Source organism: Pectobacterium brasiliense, from assembly GCF_013449685.1.
GTDB classification, from domain to species: Bacteria; Pseudomonadota; Gammaproteobacteria; order Enterobacterales; family Enterobacteriaceae; genus Pectobacterium; species Pectobacterium brasiliense_A.
Map to the genome: position 1 here is coordinate 120,692 of NZ_JACDSF010000016.1, position 17,822 is coordinate 138,513.

Consider the following 17,822-nt stretch of genomic DNA (forward strand, 5'->3'; position numbering starts at 1 on the left):
TTTTCAGAATACGGTCTTGTGAATAAGACATGTTTTTGAATAAAACCCATTGTAGAGCAAAGAGATAGGGCTGATAAGATGGACAATAAATAATGCCGTATCGCGCGCTGGATGATTACTCAACGTTTTTGCAGAAGCCGCAGTGATAGTCATGCCCATAATATTTTTGTTTCATTTTTTTAGGTATTTTTCAATTTTTATTGAAACGTGATTGGCATCAACTTATTTTAGGTACGTATTGGATTGGAAATGCCGATAACTCCCCTTGGTTCCTTTTGACTTTTTTATGAAAGGTTTGTCCTGCGTGGCATTATTGTCACAGTGATATCTGGGCTCTGCCGCACCAGCAATGGCAGAGATAATGTAGACCAGTGATGGTGAAAATGAGAATGCAATCGATGTCTGTTAAAAAAGAGAAGTTGAGTTATATCAACAATATACGTCTCGTTTCGTTATTTATTACTCTTTTTTCAATTATCCTGATTTTATTTGCGCTTTCTATTGGCACAGCGAGCTATTTCTTAAAACAAAGTAATGATTCATTGGATAAGGCTAATGAGTTGTCTGACATTCGGGCTGGTATCAACAGCAGTCTCGATCAACTGCGCGTTGCCAGATTGTTGCTTATTCAAGCGGGTGCAGCAAACCGTATTAGCGATCATGAAGTCTTTAAATCCGCTTCAGACCAGGCAATTGGTCGAATCAGAGCCTCACAGAAGCGTCTTGATGAATACCTCGCGCGTCCAGACAAACTGGAGAGTGAAAGCGCGCTGGATGACGAGATTCTTAAGGCATACGCCAACTACCGTGATAACGCGATTCTGGCTATGCAGAAAGCGACAAACGACGGGGAATTTGAAGATACGATCACGTTGGAAAGTACGCTAGCCCGTCAGTTAGATGAAGCGTTCAGTGTTCCAGTACGCAAGAAAGTGAATGAACTCACGCAAGCTGCGCAGGATATCAATCATCGTGCGGCGGATAATGCCAAGCTGGGTTACTGGATGATGGCGGGTTCGTTTGTCCTGTCTATCATTATGGCGATCATGGCCTACATTATGGTGCGCAATGTGATTCTCGCGCCGGTCAACAGACTGGTTGATCGTATCCAGAAGATCGCAGCGGGTGATTTGACGCAGCCGCCGATGGTGATGGGACGTAATGAAATCGGTATTCTGGGAACGAATATCCAGAACATGCAGGCAGAGCTGACGGATACGGTGACGATCGTGCGCGAAGGTGCGGATTCGATTTATCAAGGGTCGTCAGAAATTACGGCGGGTAACGTCGATCTCTCTTCGCGTACCGAGCAGCAGGCGGCCGCGCTGGAGGAAACCGCCGCGAGCATGGAACAACTGACCGCGACGGTGAAACAGAACTCTGACAATGCCCACCACGCCAGCCAATTGGCGAAAAATGCCTCTGAAAAAGCGGAGAAGGGCGGGCAGATTGTGAAGAGCGTGGTGGACACCATGCAGGATATTGCGACCAGTTCACGCCGTATTTCCGAAATCACATCCGTCATTAATAGCATCGCTTTCCAGACCAATATTCTAGCGCTGAACGCGGCGGTAGAAGCCGCGCGGGCAGGTGAACAAGGGCGTGGTTTTGCTGTGGTGGCGGGTGAAGTCCGTAGCCTGGCACAGCGCAGCGCACAAGCAGCGAAAGAGATTGAAGGGCTGATTGGCGAATCGAGTCAACTGGTGGATACCGGGTCTGGGCTCGTGTCTCAAGCGGGTACGACTATGGGTGAGATTGTCCGCGCGGTTGTCAGCGTGACCGACATCATGGGAGAAATTGCCTCCGCTTCTGACGAACAGAGCCGTGGCATTGGGCAGGTGAGTCAGGCCGTGTCTGAAATGGATAGCGCGACGCAGCAGAATGCGGCGCTGGTACAGGAAGCCTCGGCGGCTGCCGTTTCACTTGAAGAACAGGCTGCACGTCTAACGCAGGCTGTCGCGGTATTCAAGCTGGCTGGCGTGTCTCAGAGACTGGAATCGTCCTTACCGAAGGCGGCACCGCAATCGCGCTTAGCGCCAGCGATGGCCCTCGCCGGAGCCAGTAGCAAAGGCAGCGATAGTCAAAACTGGGAAACGTTCTGATCGAGTAAGTGAAGCCGTATTGGAAAGAAAAATGGCCCGCAAGTTGCGGGCCATTTGTTTATCACGTTCGATGACGGCTTATTTAGCGATCTTTTTGTATTTGATGCGGTGTGGTTCCAGCGCATCGGCACCCAGCGTACGCTTCTTGTACTCTTCGTATTCGGTAAAGTTACCTTCGAAGAATTCCACTTTACCTTCATCCTGATAATCCAGAATGTGTGTTGCGATACGGTCGAGGAACCAACGGTCATGCGAGATCACCATGGCACAGCCTGGGAATTCCAGCAGGGCGTTTTCCAGCGCGCGCAGGGTTTCGATATCCAGGTCGTTGGTCGGTTCATCGAGGAGCAGCACGTTGCCGCCGACCTGCAACAGCTTCGCCAGATGCAGACGACCGCGTTCACCACCGGACAGCTCGCCAACGCGTTTACCCTGATCAACCCCTTTGAAGTTGAAACGGCCAACGTAAGCACGACTTGGCATTTCGGTGTTGCCGATACGCATGATGTCCTGCCCGCCAGACACTTCTTCCCAGACGGTTTTGCTGTTGTCCATCGCGTCACGGAACTGGTCAACTGACGCCAGTTTCACCGTTTCACCCAGCTCAATCGAGCCGCCATCCGGCTGTTCCTGACCCGACATCATGCGGAACAGCGTTGATTTACCGGCACCGTTCGGGCCGATAATACCGACAATCGCGCCTTTCGGTACGGAGAAAGAAAGCCCGTCGATGAGCTGACGTTCGCCGTAAGACTTGCTGAGGTTGGTGACTTCCACCACTTTATCGCCGAGGCGAGCACCTGGTGGAATAAACAGTTCGTTGGTTTCGTTACGTTTCTGGTATTCGGTGTTGTTCAGCTCTTCAAAGCGTGCCAGACGTGCCTTACCTTTCGACTGACGGCCTTTCGCGCCTTGACGCACCCACTCCAGCTCTTTCTCAATGGATTTACGGCGTGCCGCTTCCTGAGAGGCTTCCTGTGCCAGACGCTGATCTTTTTGCTCCAGCCAGGAAGAGTAGTTGCCTTCCCACGGAATCCCTTCGCCGCGGTCCAGTTCCAGAATCCAGCCTGCGACGTTATCGAGGAAGTAACGGTCGTGAGTAATCGCCACCACGGTGCCCTCGAAGTCGTGCAGGAAGCGCTCCAGCCAGGCTACCGATTCGGCATCCAGGTGGTTCGTTGGTTCGTCGAGCAGCAGCATGTCCGGCTTTTCTAACAGCAGACGGCACAGTGCCACGCGGCGACGTTCGCCCCCAGACAGAGTGGCGATTTTCGCATCCCACTCCGGCAAGCGCAGCGCATCGGCGGCACGCTCTAACTGGTTGTCCAGATTATGGCCGTCGTGCGCCTGAATGACTTCTTCCAGTCGGCCTTGTTCGGCGGCCAATTTATCGAAGTCTGCATCCGGGTCGGCATACAGCGCATAGACTTCATCAAGGCGCTTCAGCGCGGTGACGACTTCAGACACCGCTTCTTCCACGGATTCACGGACGGTATGCTCCGTGTTTAACTGCGGCTCCTGCGGCAAATAGCCGATTTTGATTCCAGGTTGTGGGCGAGCTTCGCCCTCGATGTCCGTATCAATGCCAGCCATAATACGCAACAGCGTTGATTTACCGGCTCCGTTCAGACCCAGCACGCCGATCTTGGCACCGGGGAAAAAACTGAGGGAGATGTTTTTCAGAATGTGACGCTTCGGCGGTACGACCTTACCGACGCGATGCATGGTATAAACATATTGAGCCACGTTGCGACTTCGCCTCTCTCTTATCTCTATGATTTGTCACCATAAGCGGGTGACCATATGTAGCACTACGCTACTTAATACTCAGTGATGCCGCCAGAGAAATACCCCAGCAGCGGATCGATTATTCTAAGTATGAAGTGTAGCGGGTTTCAGCCCGCGATCCCAGCTATCCGGCGACTTGCCATGGCCGATCTGAGACGTAGACCGCGTGATGAATTTCAGAATCGGTTTGCGGATCGGCATATCGTTGTCTGGCATGATGTGCCACACTGGATCTGCCCGATAGGATAGGGGGATCGATACGATGAAGGACGCCGATAGCAAGTTCGATAACGGATGAGGTTAATGCAGGTGATAAAAGCGGGTCATTGGTGGTACGCCGTTTCGGCGATATGTCTGGCTGGGATTTCCAGCCATGCGCTGGCGGATTCTCTGGACGAACAGCGTCAGCGCTATCAGCAGGTTAAGCAAGCATGGGACAGCAACCAGATGGACACGGTCGCACAGTTGATGCCGACACTGCGCAGTTACCCACTTTATCCTTATCTTGAATATCGCTCGCTCACGCAGGATCTGAGTCAGGTCAGTGCGACGCAGGTGAAGCAGTTTATGGCAACGCACCCGACGTTGCCGCCCGCCCGTAACCTGACGACCAGCTTTGTGAATGAACTGGCGCGTCGTCAGGACTGGATTGGGCTGCTGGCATTTAGCCCTCAGCCGCCGAAGCCGGTCAGCGCCCGCTGTAACTTTTATTACGCCCAGTGGGCAACCGGTCAGCGCCAGGGCGTGTGGGAAGCCACGCGTGATATCTGGCTGACAGGGCGTTCGCTCCCTACCGTGTGCGATAAACTCTTCTCCGTCTGGCAGCAGGCCGGCGAACAGACGCCGCTAACGACGCTGGAACGCGCGCGTCTGGCGATGGACGAAGGCAGCGGCAGTCTGGTGAGCTATCTCCTCAAGCAGTTACCCGACGATTATAAAACGATGGGCGATGCGCTGCTAAAACTCCAGAACGATCCGAATTCGCTGGAGAGCTTTGCTCGTACCGTTGGGCCAACGGATTTTACGCGTAAAGTCACGCTGTCGGCCTTTACACGCACAGCGCGTCAGGATGCGGATAATGCCCGTTCGATGCTGCCGGTCATTGCCCGTTTGCAGAAAATGAGTGCGGCAGAACGTCAGGAGATGGAAGAAACGATAGCCTGGCGTTTTATGGGCAACGATGCCACGCCAGAGCAGGCGCAGTGGCGGGATGGCGTTGTGCGGCAGAGCACGTCGACCACGTTGCTAGAACGCCGCGTACGTATGGCGCTGGGAGACGGCGATCGTCAGGGGCTAACGAGCTGGATGGCGCGTTTGCCCGCGGATGCGTTACAGAAAGACGAATGGCGCTACTGGCGTGCGGCGGTGCTGTTGGATCAGGGCAAACGGCAGGAAGGCGAGACGCTATTACGCAGCCTGATGCAGGATCGCGGGTTCTATCCTATGGCGGCGGCGCAGAAACTGAACGAGCGCTATCCCATGACTGTCATGACGGCGGTGAAGCCGGACCCTTCTTTGTCTCAGCTACCAGAAATCACCCGCGTGCGGGAGTTGATGTTCTGGCAGATGGATAATCTGGCACGTAACGAGTGGGTTGGGCTGGTGGGGAATCGCAGCAAACCGCAGCAGGAAGCGCTGGCTCGCTATGCATTTGAGCAGCGCTGGGCGGATTTGAGCGTGCAGGCGACGATTGTTGCGAAGCTGTGGGATCATCTGGAAGAGCGTTTCCCGCTGGCCTGGAACGATGAATTCCGCCGTGAAACACAGGGGAAAGGCATCAGCCAGAGCTATGCAATGGCGATTGCTCGTCAGGAAAGTGCCTGGAATCCGAAAGCGCGTTCCCCGGTTGGCGCATCGGGCCTGATGCAGTTGATGCCCGCGACGGCACAGCATACGGCTAAAATGAGTAATATCACGTTCTATACGAACAGCAGCCAACTGTTCGATCCCGAAACCAATATCCTGTTGGGAACGAATTACCTGGAGTACGTGTACCAGACATTCGGCCGTAACCGCATTCTGTCTTCCGCGGCTTACAATGCCGGGCCGTCGCGTGTGAATACCTGGCTAAGGAACAGCGCTGGGCGCATCGATCCTGTTGCGTTTATCGAAAGTATTCCGTTCTCGGAAACACGGGGCTACGTGAAAAATGTGCTGGCGTATGACGTCTTCTATCGCTATTTCCTTAATCAGCCAGCCAGTGTGCTGACGGATGCGGAATGGCAGCGGCGTTATTGAGACGTGGCGTTGCGCTCGTGGCCTGAAATTGTGTTATGCTGCCGTACTAGTTAAATAGTATGGCAGCCCGTTATGACTCCGTTATCGCTTATCGACCCGGCACTTTCTGAACAAGACAATGAGCATTGGTTACGCTTTGTTGCGCTATTGCAGCAGTCTATCGCAGAGGATCTTCAATTGCCGCTGCTTCAACTCCTGCTGACGCCGGATGAGCGTACAGCGTTAGGAACGCGGGTGCGAATTATACAGGAGCTCATGCGGGGTGATATGAGCCAGCGTGAGCTGAAAAGCGAGTTAGGTGCGGGAATTGCGACGATTACGCGCGGTTCAAACAGTCTGAAAGCCGCGCCCCCCGCGTTAAAAAGCTGGCTGGAAGCGCAGTTGCTGTCGGCAGATAAGCCGTTGAGTGGCGACGCGTAACGATTACTGTTTCGCTGTCTGGACGGGAATCTGATAGATCGGATTATGGAACGGCACCAGCGCCAGCAGTAGCGCCTGATGGTACACGCTGGTGCGTGACAATTTGCCGTCGGTAAAAACGCCGATGGCACCACCTTTATGTTTGATATTCTGAACGCCCGTCAAACGCTCCATTTCATCGCCTAATTCCCGCCCTTCACGGATACCATGTAATATACTTTCTGGAAGAACCAGGCTTGCAGAACGTGATTCGCCACGCAGGTGGGCGTTTTCGATCACCATCCAGGCGAACGTCATGCTTTCTTCAATGCCTGCTTCGACACCGACCCAAAAATCGGCTTCCGGCCGCACTTGGTGTGCCATCATGACGCGGTTTCTGGCACCCGTACGGGTTTCGAGAGAGCCGAGAGGCTGGCGCGGGACGCCACTGTCGACGTCAACGCCTTCGATGCGGCAGTTTTCTGCACCAAAGACATCGGTAAATGCCAGAGTAATAGCCTTAATCTTTGCCGGGTTGGTAGTTGCAGCAACAACGTGATACATAACAGTTTCGTACCTTTAGTTAATTTGACGCAGTATAACGGAAAATAACCATGTTACAGGTATATCTTGTTCGCCACGGCGAAACAGAATGGAATGTGGCTCGACGTATTCAAGGTCAATCGGACAGTGCGCTGACGCCAAGAGGTGAGCAACAGGCACAGCAAGTTGCTGGACGAATCAGGACGTTAGGGATTACGCATATTTTTACCAGCGATCTCGGAAGAACGCGTCAGACGACAGAAATCATCGCTAAATCTTGTGGTGATTGCCAGATAATCCTGGAGCCAGGGTTACGTGAATTGAACATGGGCGTCTTAGAAGCCCGCGATTTGGATTCGCTGACCGCCGAGGAAGAAAAATGGCGTAAAGGGCTGGTGGATGGCACGCCTGATGGCCGCATCCCAGAAGGCGAGTCGATGGTTGATGTGGCATTGCGCATGCACGGCGTTCTGGAACGTTGTCTGGCGTTGCCCGCGGGAAGCCGTCCTTTGCTGGTTAGCCACGGTATGGCGCTGGGGTGCCTGCTGAGTACGGTTCTGGGGTTACCCGCATCGGCGGAGCGGCGGTTGCGTCTACGCAACTGCTCCCTGTCGCGCATCGATTATCAGCAAAGCCCGTGGCTGGCACCGGGATGGGTGGTGGAAACGGCCGGAGATATTTCGCATTTGGATATTCCGGCACTGGATGAATTACAGCGCTGATAGCGGTTCTGGATGTTGGATGGGGATAAAATACTCGCAGCGGATGATGTCGGGTATTTCCCCATCTGCATCATGACCAGGGTGAAAACGCTCGGCGTCGAACCCTTTACGGCGCGTGAGCTGGAAGGTCGGCAGGCAGGTGTCATACAGGCTGATAATAAAATCCTGTAGCTCGTCGGTCGGGCCGTCAAACACGAACATCGCGTAGTCGCCGCCCGGTAGTGTAATGGGTTCGCCCGCGTGGATATCATCAGGCAGATACTGCGGCTCCAGCGCGGTGGTGTAGAGCACTGCGTGCTCGTCGTCTTTCTCTTTACTCGGCTGTGAATGATGTAGCCCGTAAAGCACTGGTGGGACGCTGCGGGTTTCTCCCAAAAACTGACGCCAATAGTGGACGCGAATTTCCGTACGGAAATTACAAATCTGTTCCAGACGACAGGTATAGGTCTGCGTTAGCCCAAGCAACTGCGTTTCTGGCAGGGTGACAAACTGCGGCTGTGGCAGGGTAAATTCACCAAGCCGGATCGGCGGGCGAATACCGAACGTGTTCCAGTTATCGGAACGACGATAAGACGCAGGCGTTTGTGCAAACTGCTTTTTGAACGCGCGGGTAAACGTCTGTTGTGAATCAAAACGGTATTGCAGGGCAATATCCAGGATAGGGCGACTGGTCAGACAGAGTGCAACCGCCGCTTTGGTCAATCTCCGCGCTCGGATATATGAACCAATGGCATGACCTGTCACATCTTTGAACATTCTTTGCAGATGCCACTTGGAATAACCCGCTTTCGCCGCCACATTATCGAGTGATAACGGCTGGTCGAGATGGCTTTCCAGCCAGTTAAGCAAGTCACGTATGATACCGGCTTGATCCATAATCTTCCTCATCAAACACATTGAGCGCGAGCGTATTGAGATCCCGCATCATAGCAATATTTTCACTTTGGTACTGCCGAAGATTTTTGAAAATGTTCCGCAGGTAATTTGGATAAGGAGGGAGATTATAGCGGTTTATTTTGCTCATCCCCTTTTTAATTGTGGTTATTAATCGTTTGTTATGAATTGTCACAGGACCTGGAATATGAACATAAAGCGCATCATGGGAGCGGGTCTGCTATTGCTGTCCACCGCCGGCGTTGTCAGTGCGGAAGAAGTAGGATCTGTCGATACGGCCTTTAAACTGCTGGGGCCGGATCATAAGATCGTAGTGGAAGCGTTTGACGATCCGGATGTATCAAACGTGACCTGCTATATTAGCCGCGCCAAAACGGGCGGAATCAAAGGCGGGTTAGGGCTGGCGGAAGACACGTCGGACGCCGCTATTTCCTGTCAGCAGGTTGGGCCGATTACGCTGTCCGATAAAATCAAAAACGGCGGCGATCGCGGATCCGTGGTGTTCCAGAAAAGAACATCGCTGGTTTTCAAGAAATTGCAGGTTGTTCGATTTTACGATCAAAAGCGCAATTCGCTGATCTATCTTGCTTACTCCGATCGTTTAGTCGATGGATCGCCGAAGAATGCGTTAAGCGCAGTGCCAGTTATGCCGTGGGGAAAGAGTGAATAACGTGCGGTAAGAAGGGAAAACAGCCGGAACAGAAGCCTGCTCCGGCTGAAGGGAATTAATTTTCCAGATCGCCACAGAAGCGGTAGCCTTCACCGTGGATCGTCGCGATGATTTCCGGCGTATCGGCTGTAGATTCAAAGTGCTTGCGGATACGACGGATGGTGACGTCAACGGTACGGTCGTGCGGCTTAAGCTCACGGCCCGTCATTTTTTTCAGCAGTTCTGCACGGGACTGAATCTTGCCCGGATTTTCGCAGAAGTGCAGCATGGCGCGGAATTCACTGCGCGGCAGCTTGTATTGTTCACCAGCCGGGCTAATCAGAGAACGGCTATTGATGTCCAGTTCCCAGCCGTTGAAACGATAGCTTTCCACCAGACGACGCTCTTCGGTGCCACTGCCCAGATTCATGGTGCGTGACAGCAGGTTACGTGCGCGGATCGTCAGTTCACGTGGGTTGAACGGTTTGGTGATGTAGTCATCCGCACCGATTTCCAGACCGAGGATCTTATCGACTTCATTGTCGCGGCCGGTGAGGAACATCAAGGCAACGGTGGCTTGCTCGCGCAATTCACGTGCCAGCAACAGGCCGTTCTTTCCTGGCAGGTTGATGTCCATGATCACCAGATTGATGTCGTTCTCGGACAAAATGTGGTGCATTTCTGCGCCATCAGTGGCTTCGTGAACAACGTATCCTTCCGCCTCAAAAATGCTTTTGAGGGTATTACGAGTTACTAGCTCGTCTTCAACAATAAGAATGTGCGGCGTCTGCATGTTTGCTACCTAAAATTGCCAACTTAAATTATAGAAATCGGAAGTACAGAAGTCGCTGTCATACCCTGCTGGCCCGCTGGCTACAACGCCAGTTATTCTGGGTATTTCCCTGGAGCTTATCGAGGTAGACTACGCCCTCGCTCAACGTCAGACTCAAGTACGTAAATGCGTTACTGGTGTTCATTCTCTACCCGCTTAGAGGTACTGCTAGCGGATGAGCGTGGCGCTAATTTAACTGCGCTCAAAGTGGCGCACAGTTTAACCTTATTAACAGCAACATAACAGTAAGCACAGATTTTGCCTGCTGATAAATCTACGGTTCTGTTGACATATATCAAATTTCATTTTAGCACGTTAACTATTTTGTGATAAACACTTATAAGATTGCCAGTTTACGTCACAATTTAGCACTTTTTATGAACGATTTAGCATAGCAAATGCCAATAATCATAATTGGCGCTACACAGTCGCTGGTAGTTTTATAACTTATTGAAGTAAGGTAATTTACCTTGTTTTTATTAGGGTTTTATCTTCCCGCCCATATTTTGGACTCATCGATGTTTCCTACCGAAGGCCGAATTGATGCCGAAAATGTTGTTGGTTTATTGTTAATTTTTTACCGTGATGCCCAACAAATTGCCGTTATCAACAAATCGTCGTCATCAATAAATTGTTATCAATTGCAGGGCTGCGTTGTTTGGCGAGCAGATGAACTCTTGCCAAAACGCATGTAACCCATACTGAGGAGTCTATGCAGTTTCATATTATTTTGGTTGAGCCCGCTCGGGCTGAAAATGTCGGGGCGGCCGCTCGTGCGATGAAAACGATGGGGTTCAGCAGCTTGCGTATTGTCGGTAGCGCGGTACATCAGGAGCCCGCCGCCCGCTGGGTGGCGCACGGGTCAGGAGATATTCTGGATAACGTACAGGTGTTTTCCACGTTGACGGAAGCACTGGCAGATATCGATTTTACGGTCGCGACCACCGCGCGCAGCCGGGCGAAATATCGTTATTACTGCACGCCAGCGGAACTGACTGGCGTATTGCAGGAGAAGGTTCAATGGATGGCGTCTGCGGCGCTGGTGTTTGGTCGGGAAGATGTTGGCCTGACGAATGAAGAGCTCGAACTGGCGGATGTGCTGACTGGCGTGCCGATGAAAGCGGATTATCCCTCGCTGAATCTTGGTCAGGCGGTGATGGTGTATTGTTACCAACTGGCTGATCTCATGCAGGTCAAACCGGAAGCGACACAGCCAGCGGTGGCGGGGCAGTTATCGGCGCTGCGCGATCGTATGGAGCGGCTACTGGTCAATCTGGCGGTTGAAGACGATGCAAAACTGCGGGACTGGTTGCATCAGCGGCTAGGGCGTTTAGAGCAACGCGATACGGCGATGCTTCATCGGTTGCTACACGACATTGAAAAAAGATTGCCGAAATAAGATAGCAGAGATGGCTTTTTTGGCAGTCGAACATCTTGAGTCACGTATTTTGACAACGGTTTGTCCGGCTTATTCCTGTTTAGGCAGTGGGTTGAGCGGCAGGGATTTTTCCTTCGGCGAGAAGAAAAAAAAGAAATCCGTTGACTTCAAAGGGCGATTGGCCTAACTAATAGGGCAGATAACTCTACTTCTAATGAGATTCAATTTTAGCATGCGCACTATCAGCCTAATCACCACGATTATTACCATCACCGATACAACCAGTAACGGTGCGGGCTGACGCATATAAAGATTCCAGAAAAAGCCCGCACCGAACAGTGCGGGCTTTTTTTTTATGGCAGGTTATCCCTCAACGCCGTCTGTAAGCGGCATACAAAAAACGCTTTCGGCGTTTGGTTGGCAGAAATTCAGGAGAACAGATAAAAATGCGAGTGTTGAAATTTGGCGGGACTTCAGTAGCAAATGCGGAGCGTTTTGCACGCGTTGCCGACATTATCGAGAACAACGCGCGCCAGGGACAGGTGGCTACCGTATTGTCCGCTCCGGCGAAAATTACCAACCATCTGGTTGCCATGATTGAGAAAACCGTCGCCGGACAAGATATCCTGCCTCATTTAAACGACGCCGAAACGATCTTTTCTTCGCTGCTGCAAGGCCTTGCCGCGTCTCAACCCAGCTTTGACCATGCCCGCCTGAAGGCATTCGTGGATCAGGAATTTGCACAGCTGAAACACGTTCTGCACGGCATCGCGCTGCTGGGCCAGTGCCCTGATAGTGTGAACGCTGCGATCATCTGCCGAGGGGAAAAACTGTCTATCGCCATCATGGAAGCGGTCTTTCAGGCGCGCGGCTATGGGGTCTCCGTTATCAACCCGGTTGAGAAGCTGCTGGCGCAGGGACACTATCTTGAATCCACCGTGGATATCACGGAGTCGACTCGCCGCATCGCTGAAAGTGCCATCCCGAAAGATCATGTGATCCTGATGGCAGGCTTTACTGCCGGTAACGACAAAGGGGAACTGGTCGTGCTGGGCCGGAACGGTTCTGACTATTCTGCTGCGGTACTGGCTGCGTGTTTACGTGCCGACTGTTGTGAGATCTGGACCGATGTGGACGGCGTTTATACCTGCGATCCGCGTCAGGTGCCGGACGCTCGATTATTGAAGTCGATGTCCTATCAGGAGGCGATGGAGCTGTCCTATTTTGGCGCCAAAGTCCTCCACCCCCGCACTATCGCTCCTATCGCCCAGTTCCAAATTCCCTGCCTCATCAAAAACACCGAAAATCCTCAGGCTCCCGGTACGCTCATCGGTATGGACAGCACGGATACGCAGTATCCGGTGAAAGGCATTACCAACCTGAACAATATGGCGATGGTTAACGTCTCCGGCCCTGGCATGAAAGGCATGGTAGGCATGGCGGCGCGTGTGTTTGCTGCGATGTCGCGCGCGGGTATCTCTGTTGTTCTGATTACGCAGTCATCTTCCGAATACAGCATCAGCTTCTGCGTATCGCAAAACGAGCTGGCGCGTGCTAGAAAAACGCTAGAAGACGAATTCTATCTAGAACTGAAAGAAGGCGTGCTGGAACCGCTGGATGTGATGGAGCGTCTGGCGATCCTCTCTGTGGTAGGCGATGGCATGCGCACGCTGCGCGGCTTGTCTGCGCGCCTGTTCTCGGCGTTGGCGACGGCAAATATCAATATCGTGGCTATCGCGCAGGGCTCCTCCGAGCGTTCTATCTCTGTCGTGGTGAATAACGATGTCGCCACCACTGGCGTACGTGTTGCCCACCAGATGCTGTTTAACACCGATCAGGTGATCGACGTGTTTGTGATCGGCGTCGGTGGCGTGGGTGGTGCACTGCTGGATCAGATCCACCGCCAGCAGCCGTGGCTGAAAGACAAGCATATCGACCTGCGCGTGTGTGGGATCGCCAACTCAAAAGCGATGCTGACCAATATTAACGGCATCTCGATGGAAAACTGGCATGAAGAGCTGGGTAAAGCCCGCGAACCATTTAATCTGGGCCGTCTGATCCGTCTGGTTAAAGAGTACCATCTGCTGAACCCGGTGATCGTTGACTGTACGTCGAATCAGGCTGTGGCCGATCAGTACGTGGATTTCCTGGCCGACGGTTTCCATGTCGTGACGCCAAACAAGAAAGCCAACACGGGGTCGATGAACTATTATCACCAACTGCGTAGCGCCGCGGCGAAATCCCGCCGTCGCTTCCTGTATGACACTAACGTCGGTGCAGGCCTGCCGGTGATTGAGAACCTGCAAAATTTGCTGAATGCGGGTGATGAGCTGATTCGCTTTACCGGTATTCTCTCTGGCTCGCTGTCCTTTATTTTCGGTAAACTTGATGAAGGCATGTCGCTGTCGGAAGCGACCACGCAGGCGAAAGAGAAAGGCTATACCGAGCCCGATCCGCGTGACGATCTGTCCGGTATGGACGTGGCGCGTAAGCTGCTGATTCTGGCGCGTGAAGCGGGCTATCAACTGGAATTGGGCGATATTGAGGTGGAATCCGTTCTGCCTGCCAGCTTCGATGCCTCCGGCGATGTTGCCAGCTTCATGCAGCGCCTGCCGTCGGCTGATGATGAATTTGCCAGCCGTGTTGCACAAGCGCGTGATGAAGGTAAAGTGTTGCGCTATGTCGGCGTGATTGAAGAAGGCCGCTGTAAGGTCAAAATCAGTGCTGTTGGCGGCAACGATCCGCTGTTTAAAGTCAAAGATGGCGAGAATGCCCTGGCATTCTACAGCCGTTATTATCAGCCACTGCCGCTCGTGTTACGCGGTTATGGCGCGGGTAACGATGTTACCGCTGCTGGTGTGTTCGCAGATCTGCTGCGCACCTTGTCATGGAAGTTGGGAGCATAATTATGGTTAAGGTGTATGCACCTGCATCAATCGGTAACGTTAGCGTTGGGTTTGATGTGCTGGGTGCGGCCGTCTCGCCGGTAGACGGTTCATTGCTGGGGGATTGCGTCTCTGTTGAAGCCGCCGATCTGTTCAGCCTGCGTAATGAAGGGCGTTTTGTTAGCAAGCTGCCGGATAACCCGAAAGAAAACATTGTGTATCAATGTTGGGAACTGTTCTGTCAGGAAATTGGCAAAACCGTGCCAGTGGCGATGACGCTCGAAAAGAATATGCCGATTGGTTCAGGGCTCGGTTCCAGCGCCTGTTCTGTCGTCGCTGGGCTGATGGCGATGAACGAATTTTGCGGTAAGCCGCTGGATGATAACCGTCTGCTGACGCTGATGGGTGAGCTGGAAGGGCGCATTTCCGGCAGCGTTCACTACGATAACGTTGCCCCGTGTTTTCTCGGCGGCGTCCAACTGATGCTGGAAGAAAACGGCATCATCAGCCAGCCTGTGCCGTCATTCGATGACTGGCTGTGGGTCATGGCGTATCCGGGGATTAAAGTCTCCACTGCTGAAGCGCGCGCGATTCTGCCTGCGCAATATCGTCGTCAGGATTGCATCAGCCACGGCCGTTATCTGGCGGGCTTTATCCACGCTTGCCATACCGGACAGGCCGCGCTGGCGGCAAAACTGATGAAGGATGTCATCGCGGAACCTTATCGGACGAAACTGCTGCCCGGCTTTGCTGCCGCTCGCCAGGCTGCTGAAGATATCGGGGCGCTGGCCTGCGGTATTTCCGGCTCTGGCCCAACGTTATTCTCCGTCTGCAACGACATGGCGAGCGCACAGCGTCTGGCCGACTGGCTGCGGGATAACTATTTGCAGAACGATGAAGGTTTTGTTCATATTTGCCGTCTTGATACGACTGGCGCACGACAACTGGGATAACGCATGAAACTGTACAACCTTAAAGATCATAACGAGCAGGTCAGTTTTGCTCAGGCTATCAAGCAAGGGCTGGGTAGCCAGCAAGGGCTGTTCTTCCCGCTGGAACTGCCGGAATTCGAGCGCACTGAAATCGATGCTCTGTTGGATCTGGATTTTGTGACCCGCAGCAGCCGCATTCTGTCTGCCTATATCGGTGATGAAATTGCGACCGAAACGGTGTTTGAGCGTGTGAAAGCGGCCTTTGCATTCCCGGCTCCGGTTGCGCCAGTTGCGGAAGATATCGCTGCGCTGGAGCTGTTCCACGGCCCGACGCTGGCCTTTAAAGACTTCGGCGGCCGCTTTATGGCGCAAATGCTGACGGAAGTGTCTGGCGACGAGAAAATCACTATTCTGACGGCGACCTCTGGCGACACCGGTGCCGCTGTGGCGCACGCCTTTTACGGTCTGGAAAATGTCCGCGTTGTGATTTTGTATCCGCAGGGCAAGATCAGCCCGTTGCAGGAAAAACTGTTCTGTACGCTGGGTGGCAATATTCACACCATCGCTATCGACAGCGATTTCGATGCCTGTCAGGCGTTGGTGAAAAAGGCGTTTGATGATGAAGAACTGAAAAAGGCGATTGGCCTGAACTCAGCAAATTCCATCAACATCAGCCGTTTGCTGGCGCAAATTTGCTACTACTTTGAAGCCGTTGCACAACTGCCGCAGGAAGCCCGTAACCAACTGGTGGTTTCTGTGCCGAGTGGTAACTTCGGCGATCTGACTGCCGGTCTGCTGGCAAAATCGCTGGGTCTGCCGATTAAGCGCTTCATCGCGGCGACCAACGCCAATGACACCGTGCCGCGTTTCCTGAGCAGCGGAAATTGGGAACCGAATAAAACGGTGGCAACCTTATCCAACGCGATGGACGTAAGCCAGCCGAACAACTGGCCGCGCGTGGAAGAGTTGTTCCGCCGTAAGAACTGGCAGTTGAAAACGCTGGGCTTTGGCGCAGTGAGCGATGAGACGACGAAAGAAACCATGCATGAGCTGGATGCGTTAGGCTATCTTTCAGAGCCGCACGCGGCGATTGCTTACCGTCTGCTGCGCGATCAACTGCAAGCCGGTGAGTTTGGCCTGTTCCTGGGTACGGCGCACCCAGCGAAATTCAAGGAAAGCGTAGAAGACATTCTTGGCAAAGAACTGGATCTGCCGGAAGCGCTCGCTGAGCGTGCCGATCTGGATCTGCTGTCGCACAACTTCCCGGATGATTTTGCGAAGCTGCGTGAGTTCCTGATGTCACTGCCGGAATAAATCGATTGAAAGGGCGGCGTTTTCGCCGCCTTTCTTTTTTGCCTATCGTACTATTTATACCCTAAATAATTCGAGTTGCAGGAAGGCGGCAAGAGAGTGAATCCCGATGAGCTTACTCAGGTAAGTGATTCGGGTGAATGACCGTAGCCAACGCACATGCAGCTTGAAGTATGACGGGTATATTTACTGTTCGTGACGCTTGAACACCAGCTCGTTAGCTGAAGAGTCCGCAGCCTCGAAAAAGTAACCTTCCAGATTAAACGCTTTCAACTGCTCTGGTTGAGTCAGGCGGTTTTGAATAATGAAACGGCTCATCAGACCGCGAGCTTTCTTAGCGTAGAAACTGATTACCTTAAACTTACCGTTTTTCTCATCCAGGAAAACGGGCTTGATCAGACGGGCATTGAGCTTTTTCGGTTTAACGGCTTTGAAATATTCGTCCGATGCTAAATTAACCAGCACATCGTCGCCTTGTTCGCGCAGCGCCTGATTCAGCTTTTCAGTAATGGTGTCGCCCCAGAAACTGTAGAGATCTTTACCGGCTTTATTTTCCAGCCTGGTGCCCATTTCCAACCGATACGCCCGCATCAAATCCAGCGGGCGCAACACACCATACAGACCTGACAGCATACGCAGATGCTGTTGAGCGAAATCGAAGTCCTCCTCGCTGAAATCTTCTGCGGCCAATCCGGTATAGACGTCGCCCTTAAACGCCAGCAGCGCCTGACGCGCGTTCTCAGGTGTGAAATTCGGCTGCCAATCGCTAAAGCGACCTGCGTTCAGGTCAGCCAGTTTATCGCTGATGCTCATCAGAGAAGCGATCTGTGCCGGCGTCAGTTTTTTACACACATCAATCAACTGGCTGGAATAGTCCAGAAGTTCCGGCTGGGTATAACGCGTCGTTGCCAAAGGACTGGTGTAGTCGAGCGTTTTTGCGGGTGAAATAGTAATAAGCATGCGCCATGTCCTGTCGGTCTGATTTTTGATGCACCTACTATAGCAAGAACGTAGTAAGAAAACGGCGATAGCTATAATACGCCTCGTCTTTCTCGTTCCCGCGTGTTCGAGAAGGGGAAAATATGGCGTCTTATCGGCGTGTAAGCACCGTTGCAGGGGCGAGTGGGAAAAGGCTGGCTTGCGCGGGAA

The 17,822-nt window shown here is 52.8% G+C and carries 16 protein-coding genes and 1 other annotated feature; of the genes, 11 read left to right on the top strand and 5 right to left on the bottom strand.

The window, feature by feature from the left end:
• Nucleotides 1-398: 398 nt before the first annotated feature.
• Nucleotides 399-2,102, top strand: coding sequence for a methyl-accepting chemotaxis protein (locus tag H0248_RS07005; RefSeq protein WP_180785285.1), 1,704 nt, complete (start codon nucleotides 399-401; stop codon nucleotides 2,100-2,102).
• A 78-nt stretch (nucleotides 2,103-2,180) separates the two neighbouring features.
• Here the strand turns inward: H0248_RS07005 and ettA are convergent, their stop codons facing one another.
• A complete protein-coding gene (gene ettA, locus H0248_RS07010) occupies nucleotides 2,181-3,848 on the bottom strand; it encodes an energy-dependent translational throttle protein EttA (RefSeq protein WP_010300532.1) in 1,668 nt (555 codons plus the stop codon).
• A 345-nt stretch (nucleotides 3,849-4,193) separates the two neighbouring features.
• Here ettA and sltY point away from each other — a divergent pair, with 345 nt between their 5' ends.
• Nucleotides 4,194-6,128: a murein transglycosylase gene (gene sltY / locus H0248_RS07015; protein WP_180785286.1), complete on the top strand. Its 1,935-nt coding sequence runs from the start codon at nucleotides 4,194-4,196 to the stop codon at nucleotides 6,126-6,128.
• A 72-nt stretch (nucleotides 6,129-6,200) separates the two neighbouring features.
• Nucleotides 6,201-6,548: a trp operon repressor gene (gene trpR, locus H0248_RS07020; protein WP_180785287.1), complete on the top strand. Its 348-nt coding sequence runs from the start codon at nucleotides 6,201-6,203 to the stop codon at nucleotides 6,546-6,548.
• A gap of 3 nt (nucleotides 6,549-6,551) precedes the next feature.
• Here trpR and yjjX read toward each other — a convergent pair whose 3' ends face one another.
• Nucleotides 6,552-7,091 (bottom strand): inosine/xanthosine triphosphatase, encoded by a 540-nt coding sequence (yjjX, locus tag H0248_RS07025; RefSeq protein WP_180785288.1) that lies wholly within the window; start codon nucleotides 7,089-7,091, stop codon nucleotides 6,552-6,554.
• A 50-nt stretch (nucleotides 7,092-7,141) separates the two neighbouring features.
• On the opposite strand from yjjX, the gene gpmB reads away from it, so the two are divergent.
• The gene (gene gpmB / locus H0248_RS07030; RefSeq protein ID WP_014916718.1) at nucleotides 7,142-7,792 is read left to right on the top strand and encodes a 2,3-diphosphoglycerate-dependent phosphoglycerate mutase GpmB; all 651 of its coding nucleotides are present in this window, start codon (nucleotides 7,142-7,144) and stop codon (nucleotides 7,790-7,792) included.
• Here the strand turns inward: gpmB and robA are convergent.
• The gene (gene robA, locus H0248_RS07035) at nucleotides 7,781-8,668 is read right to left on the bottom strand and encodes an MDR efflux pump AcrAB transcriptional activator RobA (protein ID WP_180785289.1); all 888 of its coding nucleotides are present in this window, start codon (nucleotides 8,666-8,668) and stop codon (nucleotides 7,781-7,783) included. The genes gpmB and robA overlap by 12 nt on opposite strands.
• Nucleotides 8,669-8,873: 205 nt before the next feature.
• On the opposite strand from robA, the gene creA reads away from it, so the two are divergent.
• Complete coding sequence (creA, locus tag H0248_RS07040) at nucleotides 8,874-9,356, top strand: protein CreA (RefSeq protein WP_039278144.1); 483 nt, start codon at nucleotides 8,874-8,876, stop codon at nucleotides 9,354-9,356.
• A gap of 55 nt (nucleotides 9,357-9,411) precedes the next feature.
• Here the strand turns inward: creA and arcA are convergent, their stop codons facing one another.
• On the bottom strand, nucleotides 9,412-10,128 hold the full coding sequence (arcA, locus tag H0248_RS07045; RefSeq protein ID WP_010300511.1) for a two-component system response regulator ArcA: 717 nt from the start codon (nucleotides 10,126-10,128) through the stop codon (nucleotides 9,412-9,414).
• Between the two features lie 557 nt (nucleotides 10,129-10,685).
• Between arcA and H0248_RS07050 the strand changes: the two genes are divergently transcribed.
• From H0248_RS07050 to thrC, 6 genes are all read left to right on the top strand, one after another.
• Nucleotides 10,686-10,862 (top strand): hypothetical protein, encoded by a 177-nt coding sequence (locus H0248_RS07050; RefSeq protein ID WP_219609022.1) that lies wholly within the window; start codon nucleotides 10,686-10,688, stop codon nucleotides 10,860-10,862.
• A 17-nt stretch (nucleotides 10,863-10,879) separates the two neighbouring features.
• Complete coding sequence (locus H0248_RS07055; RefSeq protein WP_180785291.1) at nucleotides 10,880-11,566, top strand: tRNA/rRNA methyltransferase; 687 nt, start codon at nucleotides 10,880-10,882, stop codon at nucleotides 11,564-11,566.
• Between the two features lie 211 nt (nucleotides 11,567-11,777).
• Nucleotides 11,778-11,846, top strand: coding sequence for a thr operon leader peptide (gene thrL / locus H0248_RS22455; protein ID WP_014916714.1), 69 nt, complete (start codon nucleotides 11,778-11,780; stop codon nucleotides 11,844-11,846).
• Nucleotides 11,785-11,900: a sequence feature (Thr leader region), on the top strand. It overlaps the preceding gene by 62 nt.
• 91 nt (nucleotides 11,901-11,991) lie before the next feature.
• Nucleotides 11,992-14,451 (top strand): bifunctional aspartate kinase/homoserine dehydrogenase I, encoded by a 2,460-nt coding sequence (gene thrA / locus H0248_RS07065; protein WP_180785292.1) that lies wholly within the window; start codon nucleotides 11,992-11,994, stop codon nucleotides 14,449-14,451.
• Between the two features lie 2 nt (nucleotides 14,452-14,453).
• Entirely contained in the window at nucleotides 14,454-15,383 is a 930-nt protein-coding gene (gene thrB / locus H0248_RS07070) for a homoserine kinase (protein ID WP_039507167.1), read from the top strand.
• Between the two features lie 3 nt (nucleotides 15,384-15,386).
• On the top strand, nucleotides 15,387-16,676 hold the full coding sequence (thrC, locus tag H0248_RS07075) for a threonine synthase (RefSeq protein ID WP_039490697.1): 1,290 nt from the start codon (nucleotides 15,387-15,389) through the stop codon (nucleotides 16,674-16,676).
• A 183-nt stretch (nucleotides 16,677-16,859) separates the two neighbouring features.
• Here the strand turns inward: thrC and yaaA are convergent, their stop codons facing one another.
• Nucleotides 16,860-17,633: a peroxide stress protein YaaA gene (yaaA, locus tag H0248_RS07080; protein ID WP_180785293.1), complete on the bottom strand. Its 774-nt coding sequence runs from the start codon at nucleotides 17,631-17,633 to the stop codon at nucleotides 16,860-16,862.
• Between the last annotated feature and the right edge of the window lie 189 nt (nucleotides 17,634-17,822).